The organism is Serratia grimesii NBRC 13537 (genome assembly GCF_001590905.1).
Taxonomy (GTDB): domain Bacteria; phylum Pseudomonadota; class Gammaproteobacteria; order Enterobacterales; family Enterobacteriaceae; genus Serratia; species Serratia grimesii.
The window spans coordinates 1-20,570 of record NZ_BCTT01000024.1; the positions used below are offsets into that span (position 1 = coordinate 1).

General features: G+C 52.8%; 17 protein-coding genes and 1 riboswitch. Of the genes, 10 read left to right on the forward strand and 7 right to left on the reverse strand.

Translation table 11 applies throughout. The features are described from left to right. Positions 1–254: 254 nt before the first annotated feature. From secE to SGR01S_RS22990, 9 genes are all read left to right on the forward strand, one after another. Positions 255–638: a preprotein translocase subunit SecE gene (gene secE, locus SGR01S_RS22950; protein ID WP_020828746.1), complete on the forward strand. Its 384-nt coding sequence runs from the start codon at positions 255–257 to the stop codon at positions 636–638. Between the two features lies 1 nt (position 639). Then, positions 640–1,185, forward strand: coding sequence for a transcription termination/antitermination protein NusG (nusG, locus tag SGR01S_RS22955; RefSeq protein WP_004953928.1), 546 nt, complete (start codon positions 640–642; stop codon positions 1,183–1,185). 157 nt (positions 1,186–1,342) lie between these two features. Beyond that, positions 1,343–1,771, forward strand: a complete 429-nt coding sequence (rplK, locus tag SGR01S_RS22960; protein WP_015376316.1) for a 50S ribosomal protein L11 — start codon at positions 1,343–1,345, stop codon at positions 1,769–1,771. A gap of 3 nt (positions 1,772–1,774) precedes the next feature. Continuing rightward, positions 1,775–2,479, forward strand: coding sequence for a 50S ribosomal protein L1 (rplA, locus tag SGR01S_RS22965; RefSeq protein ID WP_012004742.1), 705 nt, complete (start codon positions 1,775–1,777; stop codon positions 2,477–2,479). A gap of 330 nt (positions 2,480–2,809) precedes the next feature. Beyond that, on the forward strand, positions 2,810–3,307 hold the full coding sequence (gene rplJ / locus SGR01S_RS22970) for a 50S ribosomal protein L10 (protein ID WP_037425754.1): 498 nt from the start codon (positions 2,810–2,812) through the stop codon (positions 3,305–3,307). Between the two features lie 62 nt (positions 3,308–3,369). Continuing rightward, positions 3,370–3,735 (forward strand): 50S ribosomal protein L7/L12, encoded by a 366-nt coding sequence (gene rplL / locus SGR01S_RS22975; protein WP_012004743.1) that lies wholly within the window; start codon positions 3,370–3,372, stop codon positions 3,733–3,735. Between the two features lie 333 nt (positions 3,736–4,068). Continuing rightward, on the forward strand, positions 4,069–8,097 hold the full coding sequence (gene rpoB / locus SGR01S_RS22980; RefSeq protein WP_037425757.1) for a DNA-directed RNA polymerase subunit beta: 4,029 nt from the start codon (positions 4,069–4,071) through the stop codon (positions 8,095–8,097). 118 nt (positions 8,098–8,215) lie between these two features. Further along, positions 8,216–12,439: a DNA-directed RNA polymerase subunit beta' gene (gene rpoC, locus SGR01S_RS22985; protein WP_061808681.1), complete on the forward strand. Its 4,224-nt coding sequence runs from the start codon at positions 8,216–8,218 to the stop codon at positions 12,437–12,439. A 172-nt stretch (positions 12,440–12,611) separates the two neighbouring features. Beyond that, entirely contained in the window at positions 12,612–13,058 is a 447-nt protein-coding gene (locus tag SGR01S_RS22990) for a GNAT family N-acetyltransferase (RefSeq protein WP_061808682.1), read from the forward strand. A 416-nt stretch (positions 13,059–13,474) separates the two neighbouring features. On the opposite strand, the gene thiH is transcribed toward SGR01S_RS22990, so the two are convergent. The 7 genes from thiH to SGR01S_RS23025 all read right to left on the reverse strand — a co-directional run bounded on the left by thiH (position 13,475) and on the right by SGR01S_RS23025 (position 19,696). Beyond that, positions 13,475–14,608, reverse strand: coding sequence for a 2-iminoacetate synthase ThiH (gene thiH, locus SGR01S_RS22995; protein WP_061808683.1), 1,134 nt, complete (start codon positions 14,606–14,608; stop codon positions 13,475–13,477). Further along, complete coding sequence (locus tag SGR01S_RS23000; RefSeq protein ID WP_061808684.1) at positions 14,608–15,387, reverse strand: thiazole synthase; 780 nt, start codon at positions 15,385–15,387, stop codon at positions 14,608–14,610. Before SGR01S_RS23000 ends, thiH begins: the two co-directional genes overlap by 1 nt. 1 nt (position 15,388) lies before the next feature. Further along, on the reverse strand, positions 15,389–15,589 hold the full coding sequence (gene thiS / locus SGR01S_RS23005) for a sulfur carrier protein ThiS (RefSeq protein ID WP_037425771.1): 201 nt from the start codon (positions 15,587–15,589) through the stop codon (positions 15,389–15,391). After that, positions 15,586–16,335 carry a HesA/MoeB/ThiF family protein gene (locus tag SGR01S_RS23010; RefSeq protein WP_061808685.1) on the reverse strand — a complete coding sequence of 250 codons (750 nt, stop codon included), beginning with the start codon at positions 16,333–16,335 and terminating at the stop codon, positions 15,586–15,588. The genes thiS and SGR01S_RS23010 overlap by 4 nt, the downstream gene beginning before the upstream one ends. Before the next feature lie 4 nt (positions 16,336–16,339). After that, positions 16,340–16,978 (reverse strand): thiamine phosphate synthase, encoded by a 639-nt coding sequence (gene thiE / locus SGR01S_RS23015; RefSeq protein ID WP_061808686.1) that lies wholly within the window; start codon positions 16,976–16,978, stop codon positions 16,340–16,342. Continuing rightward, positions 16,971–18,914, reverse strand: a complete 1,944-nt coding sequence (gene thiC / locus SGR01S_RS23020) for a phosphomethylpyrimidine synthase ThiC (protein ID WP_061808687.1) — start codon at positions 18,912–18,914, stop codon at positions 16,971–16,973. Before thiC ends, thiE begins: the two co-directional genes overlap by 8 nt. Before the next feature lie 114 nt (positions 18,915–19,028). Next, positions 19,029–19,153, reverse strand: a riboswitch (TPP riboswitch). Between the two features lie 39 nt (positions 19,154–19,192). After that, positions 19,193–19,696 (reverse strand): Rsd/AlgQ family anti-sigma factor, encoded by a 504-nt coding sequence (locus SGR01S_RS23025; protein WP_037425780.1) that lies wholly within the window; start codon positions 19,694–19,696, stop codon positions 19,193–19,195. 99 nt (positions 19,697–19,795) lie between these two features. Between SGR01S_RS23025 and nudC the strand changes: the two genes are divergently transcribed. Next, on the forward strand, positions 19,796–20,563 hold the full coding sequence (nudC, locus tag SGR01S_RS23030) for an NAD(+) diphosphatase (protein ID WP_061808688.1): 768 nt from the start codon (positions 19,796–19,798) through the stop codon (positions 20,561–20,563). Positions 20,564–20,570 lie beyond the last annotated feature (7 nt).

Here is a 20,570-nt window from a genome sequence, read left to right on the forward strand (position 1 = left end):
TGATAACGTTTGACGCGACACGCGGTAAAAGGGCATCATTTGATGCCCTTTTTCTACGCTGTGAACTAGAACCTATCTCATCAGCGATTTTGCAGTCATAATCATTGGTGAGATGGGCTCTTAAAGCCGTATTGACTGAGATACGTCATAGCGTAAAACACCGAAATGCTGCCGAGCGGCATTTGATCGGTTTGGTTTGTCTTGCTGTGCGAGGCAAAGTTGTCTGTTCTGAATTCATTGTGACAGGTTGGTTTATGAGTGCGAATACCGAGGCTCAAGGGAGCGGGCGCGGCCTGGAAACGGCTAAGTGGCTGATCGTCGCCGTTCTGTTGGTTGTAGCGATTGTCGGTAACTATTACTACCGTGATTTCAGCCTGCCATTACGTGCACTGGCTGTTGTAGTGGTTATCGCTGTTGCTGGCGCTGTAGCGCTGATGACCACCAAAGGCAAGGCCACCGTTGCGTTTGCTCGCGAAGCGCGTACAGAAGTGCGCAAGGTGATCTGGCCAACTCGTCAGGAAACGCTACATACCACGTTGATCGTTGCCGCGGTAACTGCCGTGATGTCACTGATTCTGTGGGGCCTGGATGGTATTCTGGTCCGTCTGGTATCGTTTATTACTGGCCTGAGGTTCTAAAATGTCTGAAGCTCCAAAAAAACGTTGGTACGTCGTTCAGGCGTTTTCCGGTTTTGAAGGTCGCGTAGCGCAATCGCTGCGTGAACACATCAAACTGCACGATATGGAAGAGCTGTTCGGCGAAGTCATGGTGCCTACGGAAGAAGTCGTTGAAATCCGTGGTGGCCAGCGTCGTAAAAGTGAACGTAAGTTCTTCCCAGGCTATGTACTGGTGCAGATGGTGATGAATGACGCCAGCTGGCACTTGGTGCGTAGCGTTCCACGCGTTATGGGTTTCATCGGCGGTACCTCTGACCGTCCGGCACCGATCAGCGATAAAGAAGTTGATGCGATTATGAACCGCCTGCAGCAGGTTGGTGATAAGCCGCGTCCTAAAACGCTGTTCGAACCGGGTGAACTGGTCCGTGTTAACGATGGTCCATTCGCTGACTTCAACGGTGTCGTTGAAGAAGTGGATTACGAGAAGAGCCGTTTGAAAGTTTCTGTTTCCATCTTTGGGCGTGCAACGCCGGTGGAACTGGACTTTGCACAGGTTGAAAAAGGCTGATCAATTAATCAGCAATAAGTGGTTTTTGCCGCTTGTCATAGGCGCGAAATTGAACTATAATTTCGCGCCTTTTGTTTTTATAGACCTTGCTCGTTGAGCGGGGTTAAACACGGGGAGCCTCTATTGAGGCGATATTACCCAAACCGAGGAATTGTAAATGGCCAAGAAAGTACAAGCCTACGTTAAGCTGCAAGTTGCAGCCGGTATGGCTAACCCAAGTCCGCCAGTTGGTCCAGCTCTGGGTCAGCAAGGCGTTAACATCATGGAATTCTGTAAGGCGTTCAATGCTAAGACTGACAGCGTTGAGAAAGGTCTGCCGATTCCGGTTGTTATTACTGTTTATTCTGATCGCTCCTTCACTTTCGTTACCAAAACCCCGCCAGCAGCAGTTCTGCTGAAAAAAGCGGCTGGTATCAAGTCTGGTTCAGGCAAGCCGAACAAAGACAAAGTAGGTAAAGTGACTCGTGCTCAGGTACGTGAAATCGCAGAAACCAAAGCTGCGGACATGACTGGTTCTGACGTTGAAGCGATGACTCGCTCCATCGAAGGTACTGCTCGTTCCATGGGCCTGGTAGTGGAGGATTAAGAAATGGCTAAGCTGACCAAGCGCATGCGCGTGATCCGTGACAAAGTTGATGCTACTAAACAGTATGACATCACCGAAGCTGTTGCTCTGCTGAAAGAGCTGGCCACCGCTAAATTCGTAGAAAGCGTTGACGTTGCTGTTAACCTCGGCATCGACGCTCGTAAATCTGACCAAAACGTTCGTGGCGCTACCGTTCTGCCAAACGGCACCGGTCGTTCCGTTCGCGTTGCCGTATTTGCCCAAGGCCCTAACGCTGAAGCAGCTAAAGCTGCTGGCGCAGAGCTGGTAGGTATGGAAGATCTGGCAGACCAGATCAAGAAAGGCGAAATGAACTTCGACGTTGTTATTGCTTCCCCGGATGCAATGCGCGTTGTTGGTCAACTGGGCCAGATCTTGGGTCCACGTGGCCTGATGCCAAACCCGAAAGTGGGTACCGTTACTCCGAACGTTGCTGAAGCAGTGAAAAACGCTAAAGCAGGTCAGGTTCGTTATCGTAACGACAAAAACGGCATCATCCATACCACTATCGGTAAGGTTGATTTCGAGTCAGACAAGCTGAAAGAAAACCTGGAAGCCCTGCTGGTTGCGCTGAAAAAAGCAAAACCATCTCAGGCGAAAGGCGTGTACATCAAGAAAGTTAGCCTCTCCACCACCATGGGTGCTGGCGTAGCTATCGATCAAAGCGGCCTGACTGCTGTAGCGAACTAATCGCCCTGCGATTATCGCTTTGACTTGGGGGTAAGATTTGTCTAGAATCTTATGCCCCAAGGTTTTGCTATTGGCTTGCCCATAGTGAAACAAAAGATTTTTCGGTTGGAGCCTGGCCTATCCAGGCCTCCGTCCAAGACCGCAGGTGTATCGAAAGGTACTTAATCTTTCCTGCGTAGACGGTGACAGAGCCTAAAGAAAATTTTTAAATTGTCTTTGCTGGATTCTGCTCACCGTGTTTGAACGCTCTCACTGCGTGATTTATCACAAGGTGTTGAGTGATGTGAGTGCCGGGGATTTCCCCCGGCTAAATCCAGGAGCAAAAAGCTAATGGCATTAAATCTTCAAGACAAACAAGCGATTGTTGCTGAAGTCACCGAAGTAGCCAAAGGCGCGCTGTCTGCGGTTGTTGCGGATTCCCGTGGCGTTACCGTTGATAAAATGACTGAACTGCGTAAAGCAGGTCGTGAAGCTGGCGTTTACATGCGTGTTGTTCGTAACACCCTGATGCGTCGCGTAGTTGAAGGCACTCCATTCGAATGCCTGAAAGACACGTTCGTCGGTCCTACCTTGATTGCATTTTCTCATGAACACCCGGGCGCTGCTGCTCGTCTGTTCAAAGATTTCGCGAAAGCGAATGCAAAGTTCGAGATTAAAGCTGCGGCCTTTGAAGGTGAGCTGATCCCTGCGGCACAAATTGACCGCTTGGCAACTCTGCCTACTTACGATGAAGCAATCGCACGCCTGATGGCAACCATGAAAGAAGCCGCTGCTGGCAAATTGGTTCGCACTCTGGCTGCACTGCGCGATCAGAAAGAAGCGGCATAAGCCCTTTTTCTTATCCGTTGCTTACGTATTTAAACTATTTCTGAATTTTAGGAACATTTGTTATGTCTATCACTAAAGACCAAATTATCGAAGGCGTTGCAGCTCTGTCTGTAATGGAAATCGTTGAACTGATCGCCGCTATGGAAGAGAAGTTCGGTGTTTCTGCTGCTGCTGTAGCTGCAGGTCCTGCTGCTGCTGCTGAAGCTGTTGAAGAAAAAACTGAATTCGACGTTGTACTGAAAGGTATCGGCGCGAACAAAGTTGCAGTAATCAAAGCAGTACGTGGCGCAACTGGCCTGGGTCTGAAAGAAGCTAAAGACCTGGTTGAGTCTGCACCAGCAGCACTGAAAGAAGGCATCAGCAAAGACGACGCTGAAGCACTGAAAAAAGCTCTGGAAGAAGCTGGCGCTGAAGTTGAAGTTAAATAAGCCACTGCTTTCTGAGTGCAGTCTGTTTTAACTAACAGACTGATGGCTGGTGACTTTTTGGTCACCAGCCTTTTTGCGCTGTAGGGCGTCAGTAGAGTTTCACACTGTTTGGCTACTGGCTAACCCCAATATTTCTTTCTATCGACGACTTAATATATTGCCCTCCCTGCCGCAGCAAAATCTGCCGTACAGTGCAACGAAATGATTTAAGCGTGATAGAAACGAGTATTGCGGAAAGTGTTCCCGCTTTCCGGTCGACAAAATGGTGTTGCGTGAACCGTCCTATATCCGGACGGACAGAGTGGGTCACTGATCAGCGAGCTGAGGAACCCTATGGTTTACTCCTATACCGAGAAAAAACGTATTCGTAAGGATTTTGGTAAGCGTCCACAAGTTTTGGACATACCATATCTCCTTTCTATCCAGCTTGACTCGTTCCAGAAGTTTATCGAGCAAGATCCAGAAGGGCAATACGGCTTAGAAGCCGCATTCCGTTCTGTTTTCCCTATCCAGAGCTACAGTGGCAATTCGGAGCTGCAATACGTTAGCTACCGTCTTGGTGAGCCGGTCTTCGACGTCAAAGAGTGCCAGATCCGTGGTGTGACGTTCTCTGCACCGCTGCGCGTAAAACTGCGCCTGGTAATCTATGAGCGTGAAGCTCCGGAAGGTACGGTCAAAGACATCAAGGAACAAGAAGTCTATATGGGCGAAATTCCGCTCATGACCGAAAACGGCACCTTTGTGATCAACGGTACTGAGAGGGTTATCGTATCTCAGCTTCACCGTAGTCCTGGCGTATTCTTTGACAGCGATAAGGGTAAAACCCACTCATCGGGTAAAGTGCTGTATAACGCACGTATCATCCCTTACCGCGGTTCATGGTTGGATTTCGAGTTTGACCCGAAAGACAACCTGTTTGTACGTATTGACCGTCGCCGTAAATTGCCTGCGACCATCATTCTGCGTGCACTGAACTACACTACTGAGCAGATCCTTGACCTGTTCTTTGCGAAAGTAGTTTTCGAGATCCGTGATAACAAGCTGCAGATGGAGCTGGTTCCAGAACGTCTGCGTGGTGAAACTGCTTCGTTTGATATCGAAGCTAACGGCAAGATCTACATTGAGAAAGGCCGTCGTATCACCGCTCGTCATATCCGTCAGCTCGAAAAAGACGAAATTCAGAGTATTGAAGTACCGGTTGAGTACATCGCGGGCAAAGTGGTCGCGAAGGACTATATCGATACCAATACTGGTGAGCTGATCTGCGCAGCCAACATGGAGCTGTCGCTGGATCTGCTGGCCAAACTGAGCCAGTCAGGCCACAAGCGTATTGAAACGCTGTTCACCAACGATCTGGATCATGGTGCGTACATCTCTGAGACTGTACGTGTCGATCCAACAAGTGATCGTCTGAGCGCGCTGGTAGAAATCTACCGCATGATGCGCCCTGGTGAGCCGCCAACGCGCGAAGCTGCTGAAAGCCTGTTCGAGAACCTGTTCTTCTCTGAAGACCGCTATGATCTGTCAGCGGTTGGTCGTATGAAGTTCAACCGTTCTCTGCTGCGTGACGAGATCGAAGGTTCGGGCATCCTGAGCAAAGACGACATCATTGAAGTGATGAAGAAGCTCATCGATATCCGTAACGGTAAAGGCGAAGTGGACGATATCGACCACTTGGGCAACCGTCGTATCCGTTCCGTCGGCGAAATGGCTGAGAACCAGTTCCGTGTAGGTCTGGTACGTGTTGAGCGTGCGGTTAAAGAACGTCTGTCTCTGGGCGATCTGGATACCCTGATGCCACAGGACATGATCAACGCCAAGCCAATTTCGGCAGCGGTGAAAGAGTTCTTCGGCTCCAGCCAACTGTCTCAGTTTATGGACCAGAACAACCCGTTGTCTGAGATTACGCACAAACGTCGTATCTCTGCATTGGGCCCAGGCGGTCTGACCCGTGAACGTGCCGGCTTTGAAGTTCGAGACGTACACCCGACCCACTACGGCCGTGTGTGTCCAATCGAAACGCCGGAAGGTCCAAACATCGGTCTGATCAACTCCTTGTCCGTGTACGCACAGACGAACGAGTATGGCTTCCTGGAAACCCCGTACCGCCGTGTGCGTGACGGTTTGGTTACCGATGAAATCAACTATCTGTCTGCTATTGAAGAAGGCAACTTCGTTATCGCTCAGGCGAACTCCAACCTGGATGATGACGGCCGCTTCGTAGAAGACCTGGTCACCTGTCGTAGCAAAGGCGAATCAAGCCTGTTCAGCCGCGACCAGGTTGACTATATGGACGTATCAACCCAGCAGGTTGTTTCCGTTGGTGCTTCACTGATTCCATTCCTGGAACACGATGACGCCAACCGTGCATTGATGGGTGCGAACATGCAACGTCAGGCGGTTCCAACCTTGCGTGCTGACAAGCCGCTGGTAGGTACCGGTATGGAACGTGCTGTAGCTGTTGACTCCGGTGTTACTGCCGTAGCTCGACGTGGCGGTGTGATCCAGTACGTGGATGCTTCCCGTATCGTTATCAAAGTTAACGAAGACGAGATGCACGCGGGCGAAGCAGGTATCGATATTTATAACCTGACCAAGTACACCCGTTCTAACCAGAACACCTGTATCAACCAGATGCCGTGTGTGAATCTGGGTGAGCCAATCGAGCGCGGCGACGTGCTGGCAGATGGCCCGTCCACTGACCTGGGTGAATTGGCGCTGGGCCAGAACATGCGCGTGGCGTTCATGCCGTGGAACGGCTACAACTTCGAAGACTCCATCTTGGTGTCCGAGCGTGTTGTTCAGGAAGATCGCTTCACTACCATCCACATTCAGGAACTGGCGTGTGTGTCTCGCGACACCAAGTTGGGGCCTGAAGAGATCACTGCTGACATCCCTAACGTGGGTGAAGCTGCGCTCTCTAAACTGGATGAGTCCGGTATCGTGTATATCGGTGCTGAAGTGACCGGTGGTGACATTCTGGTTGGTAAGGTAACACCAAAAGGTGAAACCCAGCTGACGCCAGAAGAGAAGCTGCTGCGTGCGATCTTCGGTGAGAAGGCATCTGACGTTAAAGATTCCTCTCTGCGTGTACCAAACGGCGTTTCCGGTACGATTATCGACGTGCAGGTCTTCACCCGCGATGGCGTGGAAAAAGACAAGCGTGCGTTGGAAATCGAAGAGATGCAGCTGAAGCAGGCGAAGAAAGACCTGACTGAAGAACTGCAGATCCTGGAAGCTGGCCTGTTTACACGTATCCATGCAGTGCTGGTTGCCGGTGGCGTCGAAGCTGAGAAGCTGAGCAAGCTGCCACGCGATCGCTGGCTGGAACTGGGTCTGACCGACGAAGAGAAGCAAAACCAGCTGGAACAGTTGGCAGAGCAGTACGACGAGCTGAAATCCGACTTCGAGAAGAAGCTGGACGCTAAGCGTCGTAAGATCACCCAGGGCGATGATCTGGCACCAGGCGTGCTGAAAATCGTTAAGGTTTATCTGGCCGTTAAACGTCAGATCCAACCGGGTGACAAGATGGCAGGCCGCCACGGTAACAAGGGTGTTATCTCCAAGATCAACCCGATCGAAGATATGCCTTACGATGAAAACGGCACGCCGGTTGACATCGTACTGAACCCGCTGGGCGTACCATCACGTATGAACATCGGTCAGATCCTGGAAACCCACCTGGGTATGGCTGCGAAAGGCATTGGTGAGAAGATCAACCAAATGCTGAAGCAGCATCAGGAAGTGGCTAAGCTGCGTGAGTTCATTCAGAAGGCTTACGATCTGGGCGACGATGTCTGCCAGAAAGTTGACCTGAACACCTTCACCGACGACGAAGTACTGCGTCTGGCAGAGAACCTGAAAAAAGGTATGCCAATCGCAACGCCGGTGTTTGATGGTGCGAAAGAGACTGAAATCAAGCAACTGCTGGAAATGGGCGGGATCCCAACCTCGGGTCAGATTACGCTGTTCGATGGCCGTACCGGTGAGCAATTCGAGCGCCAGGTTACCGTTGGCTATATGTACATGCTGAAACTGAACCACTTGGTTGACGATAAAATGCACGCCCGTTCAACCGGTTCTTACAGCTTGGTTACTCAGCAACCGCTGGGTGGTAAGGCGCAGTTCGGTGGTCAACGCTTCGGTGAGATGGAAGTGTGGGCACTGGAAGCATACGGCGCAGCTTATACCCTGCAGGAAATGCTTACCGTTAAGTCGGATGACGTTAACGGCCGTACCAAGATGTACAAAAACATCGTGGATGGCGATCACCGCATGGAACCAGGCATGCCGGAGTCCTTCAACGTACTGTTGAAAGAAATCCGCTCGCTCGGTATCAACATCGAACTGGAAGACGAGTAATCGTTTTTCCGGCTCAGGCTCCCGGCCTTAGGGAGCCTGAGGGTGGTTGTTCAGGTCACACGGGCGCGCGATTTGTCAGCGTGCGCCCAACAGGTTTAACTCCGACAGGAGCCAATCCGTGAAAGACTTATTGAAGTTTCTGAAAGCGCAAACTAAGACCGAAGAGTTTGATGCGATCAAGATTGCTCTGGCATCGCCAGATATGATCCGTTCGTGGTCGTTCGGTGAAGTTAAGAAGCCGGAAACCATTAACTACCGTACGTTCAAACCAGAACGTGACGGCCTTTTCTGTGCCCGTATCTTTGGGCCGGTAAAAGACTACGAGTGCCTGTGCGGTAAGTACAAGCGCTTAAAACACCGCGGCGTGATTTGTGAGAAGTGCGGCGTTGAAGTGACCCAGACCAAAGTGCGTCGTGAGCGCATGGGCCACATCGAACTGGCTTCACCAACTGCGCACATCTGGTTCCTGAAATCGCTGCCATCTCGCATCGGTTTGCTGCTGGATATGCCGCTGCGTGACATCGAACGTGTACTGTACTTCGAATCCTATGTGGTTGTTGAAGGCGGTATGACCAACCTCGAGCGTCGTCAGATCCTGACTGAAGAGCAGTATCTGGATGCGCTGGAAGAGTTCGGTGACGAATTCGACGCCAAGATGGGTGCGGAAGCTATTCAGGCCCTGTTGAAAAACATGGATCTGGAAGCTGAGTGCGAGCAGCTGCGTGAAGAGCTGAACGAAACCAACTCCGAAACCAAGCGTAAGAAGCTGACCAAGCGTATCAAGCTGCTGGAAGCGTTCGTACAGTCTGGCAACAAGCCAGAGTGGATGATCCTGACCGTGCTGCCGGTACTGCCGCCGGATCTGCGTCCGCTGGTTCCGTTGGATGGTGGTCGTTTCGCGACTTCAGATCTGAACGATCTGTATCGCCGCGTGATCAACCGTAACAACCGTCTGAAACGCCTGCTGGATCTGGCCGCGCCTGACATCATCGTGCGCAACGAAAAGCGTATGCTGCAAGAAGCGGTAGATGCCCTGCTGGATAACGGTCGTCGCGGTCGTGCTATCACTGGTTCTAACAAGCGTCCTCTGAAATCTTTGGCCGACATGATCAAAGGTAAGCAGGGTCGTTTCCGTCAGAACTTGTTGGGTAAACGTGTTGACTACTCTGGTCGTTCTGTAATCACCGTAGGTCCATACCTGCGTCTGCATCAGTGCGGTCTGCCTAAGAAAATGGCACTTGAGCTGTTCAAACCGTTCATCTACGGCAAGTTGGAGCTGCGTGGCCTGGCCACCACCATCAAAGCCGCCAAGAAAATGGTTGAGCGCGAAGAAGCTGTCGTTTGGGACATCCTGGACGAAGTTATCCGCGAACACCCGGTACTGCTGAACCGTGCACCAACTCTGCACCGTTTGGGTATCCAGGCGTTTGAACCGGTTCTGATCGAAGGCAAGGCAATCCAGCTGCACCCGCTGGTTTGTGCGGCATACAACGCCGACTTCGATGGTGACCAAATGGCTGTTCACGTGCCGTTGACGCTGGAAGCTCAGCTGGAAGCGCGTGCGTTGATGATGTCTACCAACAACATCCTGTCACCTGCGAACGGCGAGCCAATCATCGTTCCTTCTCAGGACGTTGTATTGGGTCTGTACTACATGACCCGTGACTGTGTTAACGCCAAAGGCGAAGGCATGGTGTTGAGCGGCCCGAAAGAAGCTGAGCGTATTTATCGCGCCGGTTTGGCCTCTCTGCATGCGCGTGTAAAAGTGCGTATCACTGAAGAGATCAAGAACACCGAAGGCGAGTCTGTTCACCAGACTTCGATCATCGACACTACCGTAGGTCGCGCCATCCTGTGGATGATCGTACCACGCGGTCTGCCGTATTCGATCGTTAACCAGCCTTTGGGCAAAAAAGCTATCTCCAAGATGCTGAACACCTGTTACCGCATCCTGGGCCTGAAGCCGACCGTTATCTTTGCTGACCAGATCATGTACACCGGTTTTGCTTACGCAGCCCGTTCAGGTGCTTCCGTAGGTATCGATGACATGGTTATCCCGGCTAAGAAAGCGGAGATCATCGAAGAAGCTGAAACCGAAGTTGCTGAAATCCAGGAGCAGTTCCAGTCTGGTCTGGTAACTGCCGGCGAACGCTACAACAAAGTGATCGATATCTGGGCTGCGGCAAACGAACGTGTTGCTAAAGCGATGATGGAAAACCTGTCGGTAGAAGACGTGGTTAACCGTGACGGCGAAGTGGAACAACAAGTTTCCTTCAACAGCATCTTTATGATGGCCGACTCCGGTGCGCGTGGTTCTGCTGCACAGATTCGTCAGCTGGCCGGTATGCGTGGCCTGATGGCTAAGCCAGATGGTTCCATCATCGAAACGCCAATCACTGCGAACTTCCGTGAAGGTCTGAACGTACTCCAGTACTTCATCTCCACGCACGGTGCTCGTAAAGGTCTGGCGGATACCGCATTGAAAACGGCTAACTCCGGTTATCTGACTCGTCGTCTGGTTGACGTGGCGCAGGATCTGGTTGTAACCGAAGACGACTGTGGTACTCACAACGGCATCATGATGACTCCAGTTATCGAAGGTGGTGACGTTAAAGAGCCACTGCGCGAACGCGTTCTGGGTCGTGTGACTGCAGAAGATGTCATCAAGCCGGGTACGGCTGACATCCTTGTACCACGCAACACCCTGCTGAACGAGAAGACGTGTGACCTGTTGGAAGAGAACTCTGTCGACAGCGTTAAAGTCCGTTCCGTAGTTAGCTGTGAAACCGACTTTGGTGTGTGTGCAAACTGCTATGGTCGCGACCTGGCACGTGGTCACATCATCAACAAAGGCGAAGCTATCGGCGTTATCGCGGCACAGTCAATCGGTGAGCCAGGTACACAGCTGACGATGCGTACGTTCCACATCGGTGGTGCGGCATCTCGTGCGGCTGCTGAATCCAGCATCCAGGTGAAAAACAAGGGTACGCTGAAGCTGAGCAATGTGAAGTTCGTAATGAACGCCGCAGGCAAGCTGGTGATTACCTCTCGTAACACCGAACTGAAGCTGATCGACGAATTCGGCCGTACTAAAGAAAGCTACAAAGTGCCTTACGGCTCTGTCATGGGCAAAGGTGACGGTGCAGAAGTTAACGGCGGCGAAACCGTTGCTAACTGGGATCCGCACACCATGCCAGTTATCACCGAAGTGAGTGGTTTCATCCGCTTCGCTGATATGGTTGACGGCCAGACCATTACACGCCAGACCGACGAACTGACCGGTTTGTCTTCTCTGGTCGTACTGGACAGCGCAGAGCGTACCGGTAGCGGTAAAGATCTGCGTCCGGCACTGAAAATCGTTGATGCCAAAGGCGACGATGTATTGATCCCAGGTACTGATATGCCTGCTCAATACTTCCTGCCAGGTAAAGCGATTGTGCAGCTGGAAGACGGCATTCAGATCGGTGCGGGTGATACCCTGGCGCGTATTCCTCAGGAATCCGGCGGTACCAAGGATATTACCGGTGGTCTGCCACGCGTTGCGGATCTGTTCGAAGCACGTCGTCCGAAAGAACCGGCAATCCTGGCTGAAATCAGCGGGATTATCTCGTTCGGTAAAGAGACCAAAGGCAAACGTCGCCTGGTAATCTCCCCACTGGACGGCAGCGACGCTTACGAAGAGATGATTCCAAAATGGCGTCAGCTCAACGTGTTTGAAGGCGAAGTTGTGGAACGTGGTGACGTTGTTTCTGACGGCCCAGAGTCTCCACACGACATTCTGCGTCTGCGTGGTGTGCATGCGGTTACCCGCTACATCACCAACGAAGTGCAGGAAGTTTACCGTCTGCAAGGCGTTAAGATTAACGATAAGCACATTGAAGTTATCGTGCGTCAGATGCTGCGTAAAGGCACCATCGTTAGCGCTGGTAGCACCGAGTTCCTGGAAGGCGAGCAGGCTGAAGTATCTCGCGTTAAGATTGCCAACCGTCAGCTTGCTGCTGAAGGTAAAATCGAGGCAACCTTCTCACGTGATCTGCTGGGTATCACCAAGGCTTCCTTGGCGACCGAGTCCTTCATCTCCGCAGCATCGTTCCAGGAAACGACGCGCGTTCTGACCGAAGCGGCAGTTGCCGGTAAGCGTGATGAACTGCGTGGCCTGAAAGAGAACGTCATCGTGGGCCGTCTGATTCCAGCCGGTACCGGTTACGCTTATCACCAGGACCGTATGCGTCGTAAAGCACAGGGTGAAGCACCAGTTGTTCCGCAGGTGAGCGCGGAAGAAGCAACGGCTAACCTGGCTGAACTGCTGAACGCAGGCTTGGGTGGCGGCAACAACGATTAATCGTTGAATGCACCATAGGTTCCGGTATTCCGTGACCTTGCCAGATAAACCGCTCCTTCGGGGGCGGTTTTTTTTTGCCTGCTCCCTCAGAGGCATTCTTTGCTACTATGAAGAAACCCGAGATAATGGCTAAAATCGCCTGTGTGCTATGCCAACCACGGATTGTACAGATATGGACAGCCTGCTCACCTTCGAAAAACTTGTCCCAAAACACCTGCCTTACCTGTATGAAATCAGATTTTCTGTCGAAGAAAATCCACTTCATCCTCACCAGATCCAATACCTTCAGAGAACCCAGGCGCTGGATGATATCAATCAGGGCGGTGGCTGGATTTGCAAATATGGTGAAGATTACGCTGGCGTCGGTTTCGGCCTCTTTATTCCAGGACCCTTGATCGGTGGGCTGTTTGTTAAGCCGGAATATCAGTCGAAAGGTATAGGCTCCGCCTTACTGAACGCTGTAACGGCATGGTTGTTTGATAATGGAGCTGAAGAAATCCATCTCACTACCGATCCGGGTTCCAGGGCTGAGGTGTTTTATCTGCGGCGCGGTTGGGTTGCCATTGGCAAGGATGAATTTGGTCAGGCGGAACTGGTTAAGCGTAAAGATGATAAGTAATGAAAATCAGAGGACTGACAGTATTATTTCTGATGTCTCTGTTTAGTGCGCCGCTCTAGGCGGGCGTTGATTATTTCTATCTTAAAAAGAACGATGGCGACCACTACATCCGGTGCCACCACATCCTCCCGTCCCAAAATCACGGTTTGTGATGCCCTGAGCGACAATGCGCTCGCCTACGCTAAAAATATGTGAGGGGAGTCATGTTAGAGGTCCCGGAGTCACGCGGGAGGGTAATCCGACGTGATCCGGGTAAGGGTAAGGCGAAGCCGCCGGGAAGGTGACGGCTCCGGCTGGCACCGGGTTTGGCAGCCAGCAGCGACACTATAGCGGGGCTGATTTGCCTTGCCAGCGATGCCGACAGCTTCTGAGTAGCGCTTCCATCACTTTTCCCACAATGTCATAGGTGTTACAGCTTATTGCTGGCTTCGCCCCAAATATCCGTCCCAGTCTTTCCACACCGGCTGCAAGCCGGCGTCACTGATGGCTTGTGCCACCTGTTGTGGCGTACGGCCATCGTGCGGTTCGAACTGTTCCAGTTCAGGCGGCACGTCGTCGGCATATCCGCCAGGCTGGGTTTTGGATCCGGCACTGACACTGTTGATTGCCACCGGGATCATATGATCGCGGAAGAACGGTGACTCACGTGTCGACAAAGACAGCTCTACGTCGGGGGCGAACAGCCGGAAGGCACAGATTAGCTGCACCAATTGCGGTTCACTCATGATCGACGCCGGTTCGATACCGCCGGCACAGGGCCGCAGGCGCGGGAACGAGATCGAGTAGCGACTTTGCCAATAGGTTTGCTGCAGGTAGAACAGGTGTTCAGCCAGCATATAGCAGTCGGTACGCCAACTATTGGACAGCCCGATCAGTGCACCGAGACCGATCTTATCGATCCCGGCCTGCCCCAGGCGATCCGGTGTGGCCAGCCGCCAATGAAAGTCCTGCTTCTGCCCACGGAGGTGGTGCTGCAGATAAGTGGTGGGATGATAGGTTTCCTGATACACCAACACGCCATCCAACCCCAGTGCTTTCAAGTCGGCATACTCTTCTTGCGCCAGCGGCTGCACTTCCATCATCAGCGAGCTGAAATGGCGCCGGATCGCTGGAATATGCTGGCGAAAATAATCCATGCCCACTTTTGTTTGGTGCTCGCCGGTAACTAACAGCAAATGCTCGAAACCCAGCGCCTTAATCGCCAGACACTCGCGTTCGATCTCGGCAGCATCCAGGGTTTTACGCTTGATGCGATTGCTCATGGAAAAGCCGCAGTAGGTGCAGTCGTTGGCGCATAGGTTGGACAGATAAAGTGGCACGTAGAAGCTGACCACATTGCCAAAACGTTGACGCGTCATCTGCTGCGCACGCTGCGCGAGCGGTTCCAGATAATTCGCAGCAGCGGGGGAGATCAATGCCATAAAATCTTCGCGTGTCAGCTTGTCCACATTCAACGCATGCTCCACGTCGCGCGCGGTTTTGCTGTTGATACGTAAAGTTATATCGTCCCAATCCAATTGCTGCCAGCGGCGACTGAAGTCATCTGCCATCACAACGTCTCCCCAGTCTGACTGAGAAAAGCAGTCAATGGGCTGGAGGCTACTGCATTGCGTTGGCTACTACCCAAACCGGCCTGACGCGCCAGTTCACCGGCTTCCAGTGCCAGACGGAATGCCCGAGCCATCTGCACTGGATCGTGTGCTACGGCGATAGCGGTATTGACCAGCACAGCATCGGCACCCAGCTCCATCGCTTCTAACGCATGGCTTGGCGCACCGATACCGGCATCCACCACCACCGGCACTTTGGCCTGCTCGATAATGATCTCCAGGAAGTCGCGGGTGCGCAAACCACGGTTGGAACCGATTGGCGCGCCGAGCGGCATTACTGCCGCACAACCTGCTTCTTCGAGACGTTTGCATAACACCGGATCAGCGCCGCAGTAAGGCAGCACCACAAAACCTTCTTTCACCAACGTTTCCGCTGCTTTCAGGGTTTCAATTGGATCCGGCAGCAGGTATTTCACATCGGGGTGAATTTCTAGTTTCACCCAATGTGTGCCAAGGGCCTCACGTGCCAGTCGGGCGGCAAACACAGCTTCTGCGGCAGTTTTTGCGCCGGAAGTATTCGGCAGCAGGCGAACACCCAGTTGCTGTAGCGGCGCCAGAATGGCGTCATTGCCACCGCGTAGATCAACACGCTTCATTGCCATGGTCACTAGCTGGGAACCGGAGGCTTGCAGGGCGTCCAGCATCAGCGTAGGGGTGGCGAATTTTCCGGTCCCGGTAAATAGGCGTGAAGTAAAAGTGGTATCGGCGATTTTTAACATGTCAGCCTCCAGCGATGGCCTGAAACAGCAGGATGTCATCACCGTCTTGCACCAAGTGGTTAACCCAGTCTGCACGCGGGATGATGGTTTGGTTGATAGCCAGTGCAGTACCTGGCTGGTGGCGTTCCAACTGCTCGAGTAGAGCGTCGACGCTCAGTGGCTGCGCCAATTCCAATGGCTGGTCATTTAGCCTGATTTTCATGCTGTCCCTCCGCACACTGCGCAGGTGCTAGCCTGGCTAAGTTGCAAGGTGCTCCAGCTTTGTTGTTTACCGTCGAATAACCGCAGTTTTCCGCTGAGTGACGGAGGCATGCCCGCTAGCATTTTGATCGCCTCCAGTGCTTGCAGCGTCCCAATGACGCCAACTACCGGACCGAGTACGCCAGCGGTTCGACAGTTGCGTTGGGGTTCCGTTTGCTCTGGATACAAGCAGGCATAGCAACCATGGGCATAGGGTGGCTCAATCACCAACAATTGGCCGCTGAAACCTACTGCACTGCCACTGATCAGCGGCTTGCCGGCTTTGATGCAGGCGGCATTCACCGCATGGCGGGTTTCCATGTTATCGCTACAATCCAAAATTAAATCAGCGCGTTGTACGGCACGCTGTAACACCTCCCCCTGCACACGCTGTTCCAGCGCGATGGATTCGACCATCGGGTTCAGCGCCTGTAGCTGGTGCTTTGCCAGAGCGGCTTTGCTTTGGGAAACGTCGGGGCTGCGATAGAGGATTTGACGCTGCAAATTGGTGACGTGCAGCCTGTCGTCATCGGCCAGCAGCAAGGTACCAACACCGGCTGCCGCTAAATAGAGTGAGGCGGGGGAGCCTAACCCCCCTAACCCGACAATCAGTGCCGTTGAACCTTTTAGTTTCTCCTGGCCTGCTGGGCCAATATCTTCCAGCAGCAACTGGCGGCTGTAGCGCAGAAACTCTTGATCGTTCAACATGGCGCTACTCCTTGCCTTCGATCAACTGCAGCAGTTGGGCGGTGGCGGCACGCCAGTCTGCGGCCTGAGTAATTGCGCTGACGACGGCCACGCTGCCAACGCCGCAGTCCAGTACGTCTGCTACGCGATCAAGACTGATCCCGCCGATCGCCACCGTCGGGTAGTCATGCAATCCTGAGATATGGCGTCTCAGTTCGACTAACCCTTGGGGTGCGGAAGGCATATCTTTGGTTTGTGTTGGGAAAATATGTCCCAGTGCGATATAAGAAGGCTTCACCGCAATGGCGCGAGCCAGCTCGGCATCATCGTGGGTGGAAACGCCCAAACGCAATCCGGCATGGTGAATAGCCGCCAGATCGGTGGTATCCAGATCTTCCTGGCCGAGATGAACGCCATAGGCACCGTGTTTAATCGCCAGCTGCCAGTAGTCATTGATGAACAACCGGGCGTTATACCGTTTACCGAGGGCAATGGCTGTGGCGATATCCTCTTCGACCTGCTCATCCGGCAAATCCTTAATCCGCAGTTGAATCGTGGTGACACCGGCTTCCAATAGACGGGCAATCCATTCAACACTGTCGACCACCGGGTATAGCCCCAACTTGTGCGGCGTGGCGGGGAAAGGTGTGTTGATATCAGTCATTGCGAAGTTCCTCCTGCAGATTACTGGCGCTGTGGTATAGCTCACTACCGCGTGAGCGGAACTCGGCCGACATTTTCTCCATACCGGTTACCCGCACTTCTATTGGTTTGGCGGCTTCCTGGGTTGCGGCATAGTCACGCACTTCCTGCGAGATTTTCATCGAGCAGAATTTGGGCCCACACATGGAACAAAAATGGGCGATTTTGCCGGATTCCTGCGGTAGGGTTTCATCGTGATAAGCACGTGCGGTCGCTGGATCGAGTGCCAGGTTGAACTGATCTTCCCAGCGAAATTCGAAGCGTGCTTTTGACATGGCGTTATCGCGGATCTGCGCACCGGGATGGCCTTTGGCCAGATCAGCAGCGTGGGCGGCAATCTTGTAGGTGATCAGTCCCTGTTTAACGTCTTCTTTGTTCGGCAGGCCGAGGTGTTCCTTTGGCGTCACGTAGCAGAGCATGGCACAGCCGAACCAGCCAATCATGGCGGCCCCAATACCGGAGGTGAAGTGGTCATAGCCCGGGGCAATGTCGGTGGTCAGAGGGCCGAGGGTGTAAAACGGTGCTTCGTGGCAGTGTTCCAGCTCTTCGGTCATGTTGCGGCGGATCATCTGCATTGGCACGTGGCCGGGGCCTTCGATCATCACCTGCACGTCATATTCCCAGGCAATTTTGGTCAGCTCACCCAGGGTGTGCAGTTCGGCGAACTGCGCCTCGTCGTTGGCGTCCTGAATCGAACCCGGCCGCAGACCGTCGCCGAGGGAGAGAGAAACGTCATAGGCGGCGCAAATCTCACAGATTTCGCGGAAGTGCTGATACAGGAAGTTTTCCTGATGATGGGACAGGCACCACTTAGCCATGATCGAACCGCCGCGAGAGACGATGCCGGTCAGGCGTTTAGCGGTCATCGGCACGTAACGCAGCAGTACACCGGCGTGAATGGTGAAGTAGTCAACCCCTTGTTCTGCCTGTTCCAGCAGCGTATCGCGGAACATTTCCCAGGTGAGGTTTTCCGCCACGCCGTTCACCTTTTCCAGTGCCTGATAGATGGGCACCGTGCCAATCGGCACCGGGCTATTACGTAAGATCCATTCGCGAGTTTCGTGGATATAACGACCGGTGGATAAATCCATCACGGTGTCCGCACCCCAGCGGGTAGACCACACCAGTTTCTCGACTTCTTCCTCGATCGAAGAGGTTACTGCCGAGTTGCCGATGTTGGCGTTCACTTTCACCAGGAAGTTACGGCCGATGATCATCGGTTCGGATTCAGGGTGATTAATATTGGCAGGAATGATGGCGCGACCTGCGGCCACTTCCTGGCGGACGAATTCCGGTGTGATGTTTTCCGGCAGGTTGGCGCCCCAGCTTTGTCCTGGATGCTGGTGGCGTAATACTTCGCCGCGGATACGTTCGCGGCCCATATTTTCGCGGATGGCGATAAACTCCATTTCGGGTGTGACAGTACCGGCACGTGCGTAGTGCAACTGGGTGACACATTTGCCAGGTTGCGCCTTACGTGGCAGCGGGAGGTGTTCAAAACGCAGGTGATCCAGACCTTCATCCGCCAAGCGCTGCTGAGTGAAACCTGAACTCACGTTTTTGAGTGCTTCGGTATCACCGCGTTCGGTGATCCAACCGGCGCGTAGCTTCGCCAGGCCGGTGTGTACGTTGAGTTCAGACTGCGGATCGCCGTAAGGGCCTGCGGTGTCATACACCGGAATAGCTTCGTTCTGTTCGTACTGCGGATTGTCTTTGTCGCCACCAATCAGCGTCGGGCTGAGCTGAATTTCACGCATCGGTACCTGCAGATCGCTACGTGAGCCCTGCAAATAAATACGGCGTGAGTTGGGAAATGAAACGCCCTGTAGAGTATCAATAAACTGTTGGGCTTCTTCGCGTTGCTCTTTACGGGCACGGGGTTTTTTAACGTTAGACATAGCAAGTTCCTACCAGTGTGTTGGGTTGGGAAAGTTGCTTGTCTGGAGCTCGGAGGGAGTAATGATGCTGGCCAGCAGGGCGGGATTGTCCCAAATTTGGGCACCTGCCTGTGGCGGTAGATTACTCTTGTTCCCTTCGCGGGTATTAACCCGATCAGGTTCCGCGGATCCCGAATTAACGGTCTCAGCCTGGCCAATTTGATGAACAAATCAGGCGCTAGGCACTCCGACAAGATGCCCCCCAGTATAGGAGGGATAATAAAAAACACTACAAAATTTTAACGGGCCTGATCCAACGTTGCGTCCGGCTGGGCTTGCTGCCAGGCTTCCGCAGCCAGTTGGATCAACTTATCTTCCAGGGTAAAACGTGCTGCCAGCGTTTCACCGATATCTGACAACGCCTGATGGAATTCCAGACACACATCCTGATCAATATCTACTTCGGTATAGCGATCATGGAATGCCATGATCTGCTCGGTATTCGCCCAAAGCTTGGGGTAGATATTAACTGCCAGAGACATTTTCGGACTGGATGCGCCTTCCACTTGTTTGATAATTCTGTCATAGATATGAAAATGGCCGGCAGAGAGATAATCCACCAGATTATGGCAGAAGTTCTCCAGCGCTTTTTCATTCAGCGGCGTATGCTTTTCTTTGTTCGGTTTGATACCAACGAGGGTGCAATAAGCGACCAGCAGTTGCTTGCGGGCCTGAAGCCATTGATCAACTAATTCATTACTACCACCAACGCGCTGAGTCAGGCTTTCCAAACGGTTGAGCATGTTTGACTCCGTAAGTAATAAAACGTAACAGTAAGTTATTAAAATGTAACAAGGCCGATTTGTAGAGTGCCAGTGAAGCTGAGGTTGTGCAACAACGATATGGAACTTGCATTAACGGGTAATGAAAATGGCTGGTGGATCGTCAGCCATGAAAGCAAACTTTGGTTACCGAACGGTGAATTACCGTGTGGTTTGGCCGCATCATTCTCCTTGCAGGGAAGAATGGCTCGTACTATTGGCGAATGGGAAGGGTTGCCGGTCTGGTTGGTCCGCCATGCGATGCCACAGGAAATGGGCTCGGTACGCCAACTGCTTGAAGTCGATCGCGGGTTGTTTCAACTCGCCGGACGCGGTGTGCAACTGGCCGAGTTTTATCGTTCTCATCGCTACTGTGGTTATTGCGGTCATGAGATGCATCTCAGCCGTACCGAGAGCGCCTGTCTGTGCAGCCATTGCCGGGAGCGTTACTACCCGCAAATAGCACCTTGCGTGATTGTCGCCATTCGGCGTGATGATGAGATCTTATTGGCCCAGCATGTGCGTCATCGTGGTGGTATTCATACCGTACTGGCTGGTTTTGTTGAGGTTGGCGAAACGCTGGAACAGGCGGCAGCGCGTGAGGTAATGGAGGAAAGTAATATTGAAATCAAAAATCTGCGTTATGTCACCTCGCAACCTTGGCCGTTCCCGCATTCGCTGATGATGGCCTTTATGGCCGATTACCACCGGGGTGAAATCCGTCACGATCCCAAAGAGCTGCTGAATGCCGGCTGGTACCGCTATGATCAGTTGCCACTATTGCCACCGCCTGGCACCGTGGCGCGCCGTTTGATAGAGGACACCGTAGCCTTATGCCGTGAGCAATAAATCGCTA

What these genes read in the sequence shown, in the direction of transcription:
- secE (WP_020828746.1), top strand. Translation starts at nt 255, where the DNA reads ATGAGTGCGAATACCGAGGCTCAAGGGAGCGGGCGCGGCCTGGAAACG.
- nusG (WP_004953928.1), top strand. Translation starts at nt 640, where the DNA reads ATGTCTGAAGCTCCAAAAAAACGTTGGTACGTCGTTCAGGCGTTTTCC.
- rplK (WP_015376316.1), top strand. Translation starts at nt 1,343, where the DNA reads ATGGCCAAGAAAGTACAAGCCTACGTTAAGCTGCAAGTTGCAGCCGGT.
- rplA (WP_012004742.1), top strand. Translation starts at nt 1,775, where the DNA reads ATGGCTAAGCTGACCAAGCGCATGCGCGTGATCCGTGACAAAGTTGAT.
- rplJ (WP_037425754.1), top strand. Translation starts at nt 2,810, where the DNA reads ATGGCATTAAATCTTCAAGACAAACAAGCGATTGTTGCTGAAGTCACC.
- rplL (WP_012004743.1), top strand. Translation starts at nt 3,370, where the DNA reads ATGTCTATCACTAAAGACCAAATTATCGAAGGCGTTGCAGCTCTGTCT.
- rpoB (WP_037425757.1), top strand. Translation starts at nt 4,069, where the DNA reads ATGGTTTACTCCTATACCGAGAAAAAACGTATTCGTAAGGATTTTGGT.
- SGR01S_RS22990 (WP_061808682.1), top strand. Translation starts at nt 12,612, where the DNA reads ATGGACAGCCTGCTCACCTTCGAAAAACTTGTCCCAAAACACCTGCCT.
- thiH (WP_061808683.1), bottom strand. Translation starts at nt 14,608, where the DNA reads ATGGCAGATGACTTCAGTCGCCGCTGGCAGCAATTGGATTGGGACGAT.
- SGR01S_RS23000 (WP_061808684.1), bottom strand. Translation starts at nt 15,387, where the DNA reads ATGTTAAAAATCGCCGATACCACTTTTACTTCACGCCTATTTACCGGG.
- thiS (WP_037425771.1), bottom strand. Translation starts at nt 15,589, where the DNA reads ATGAAAATCAGGCTAAATGACCAGCCATTGGAATTGGCGCAGCCACTG.
- SGR01S_RS23010 (WP_061808685.1), bottom strand. Translation starts at nt 16,335, where the DNA reads ATGTTGAACGATCAAGAGTTTCTGCGCTACAGCCGCCAGTTGCTGCTG.
- thiE (WP_061808686.1), bottom strand. Translation starts at nt 16,978, where the DNA reads ATGACTGATATCAACACACCTTTCCCCGCCACGCCGCACAAGTTGGGG.
- thiC (WP_061808687.1), bottom strand. Translation starts at nt 18,914, where the DNA reads ATGTCTAACGTTAAAAAACCCCGTGCCCGTAAAGAGCAACGCGAAGAA.
- SGR01S_RS23025 (WP_037425780.1), bottom strand. Translation starts at nt 19,696, where the DNA reads ATGCTCAACCGTTTGGAAAGCCTGACTCAGCGCGTTGGTGGTAGTAAT.
- nudC (WP_061808688.1), top strand. Translation starts at nt 19,796, where the DNA reads ATGGAACTTGCATTAACGGGTAATGAAAATGGCTGGTGGATCGTCAGC.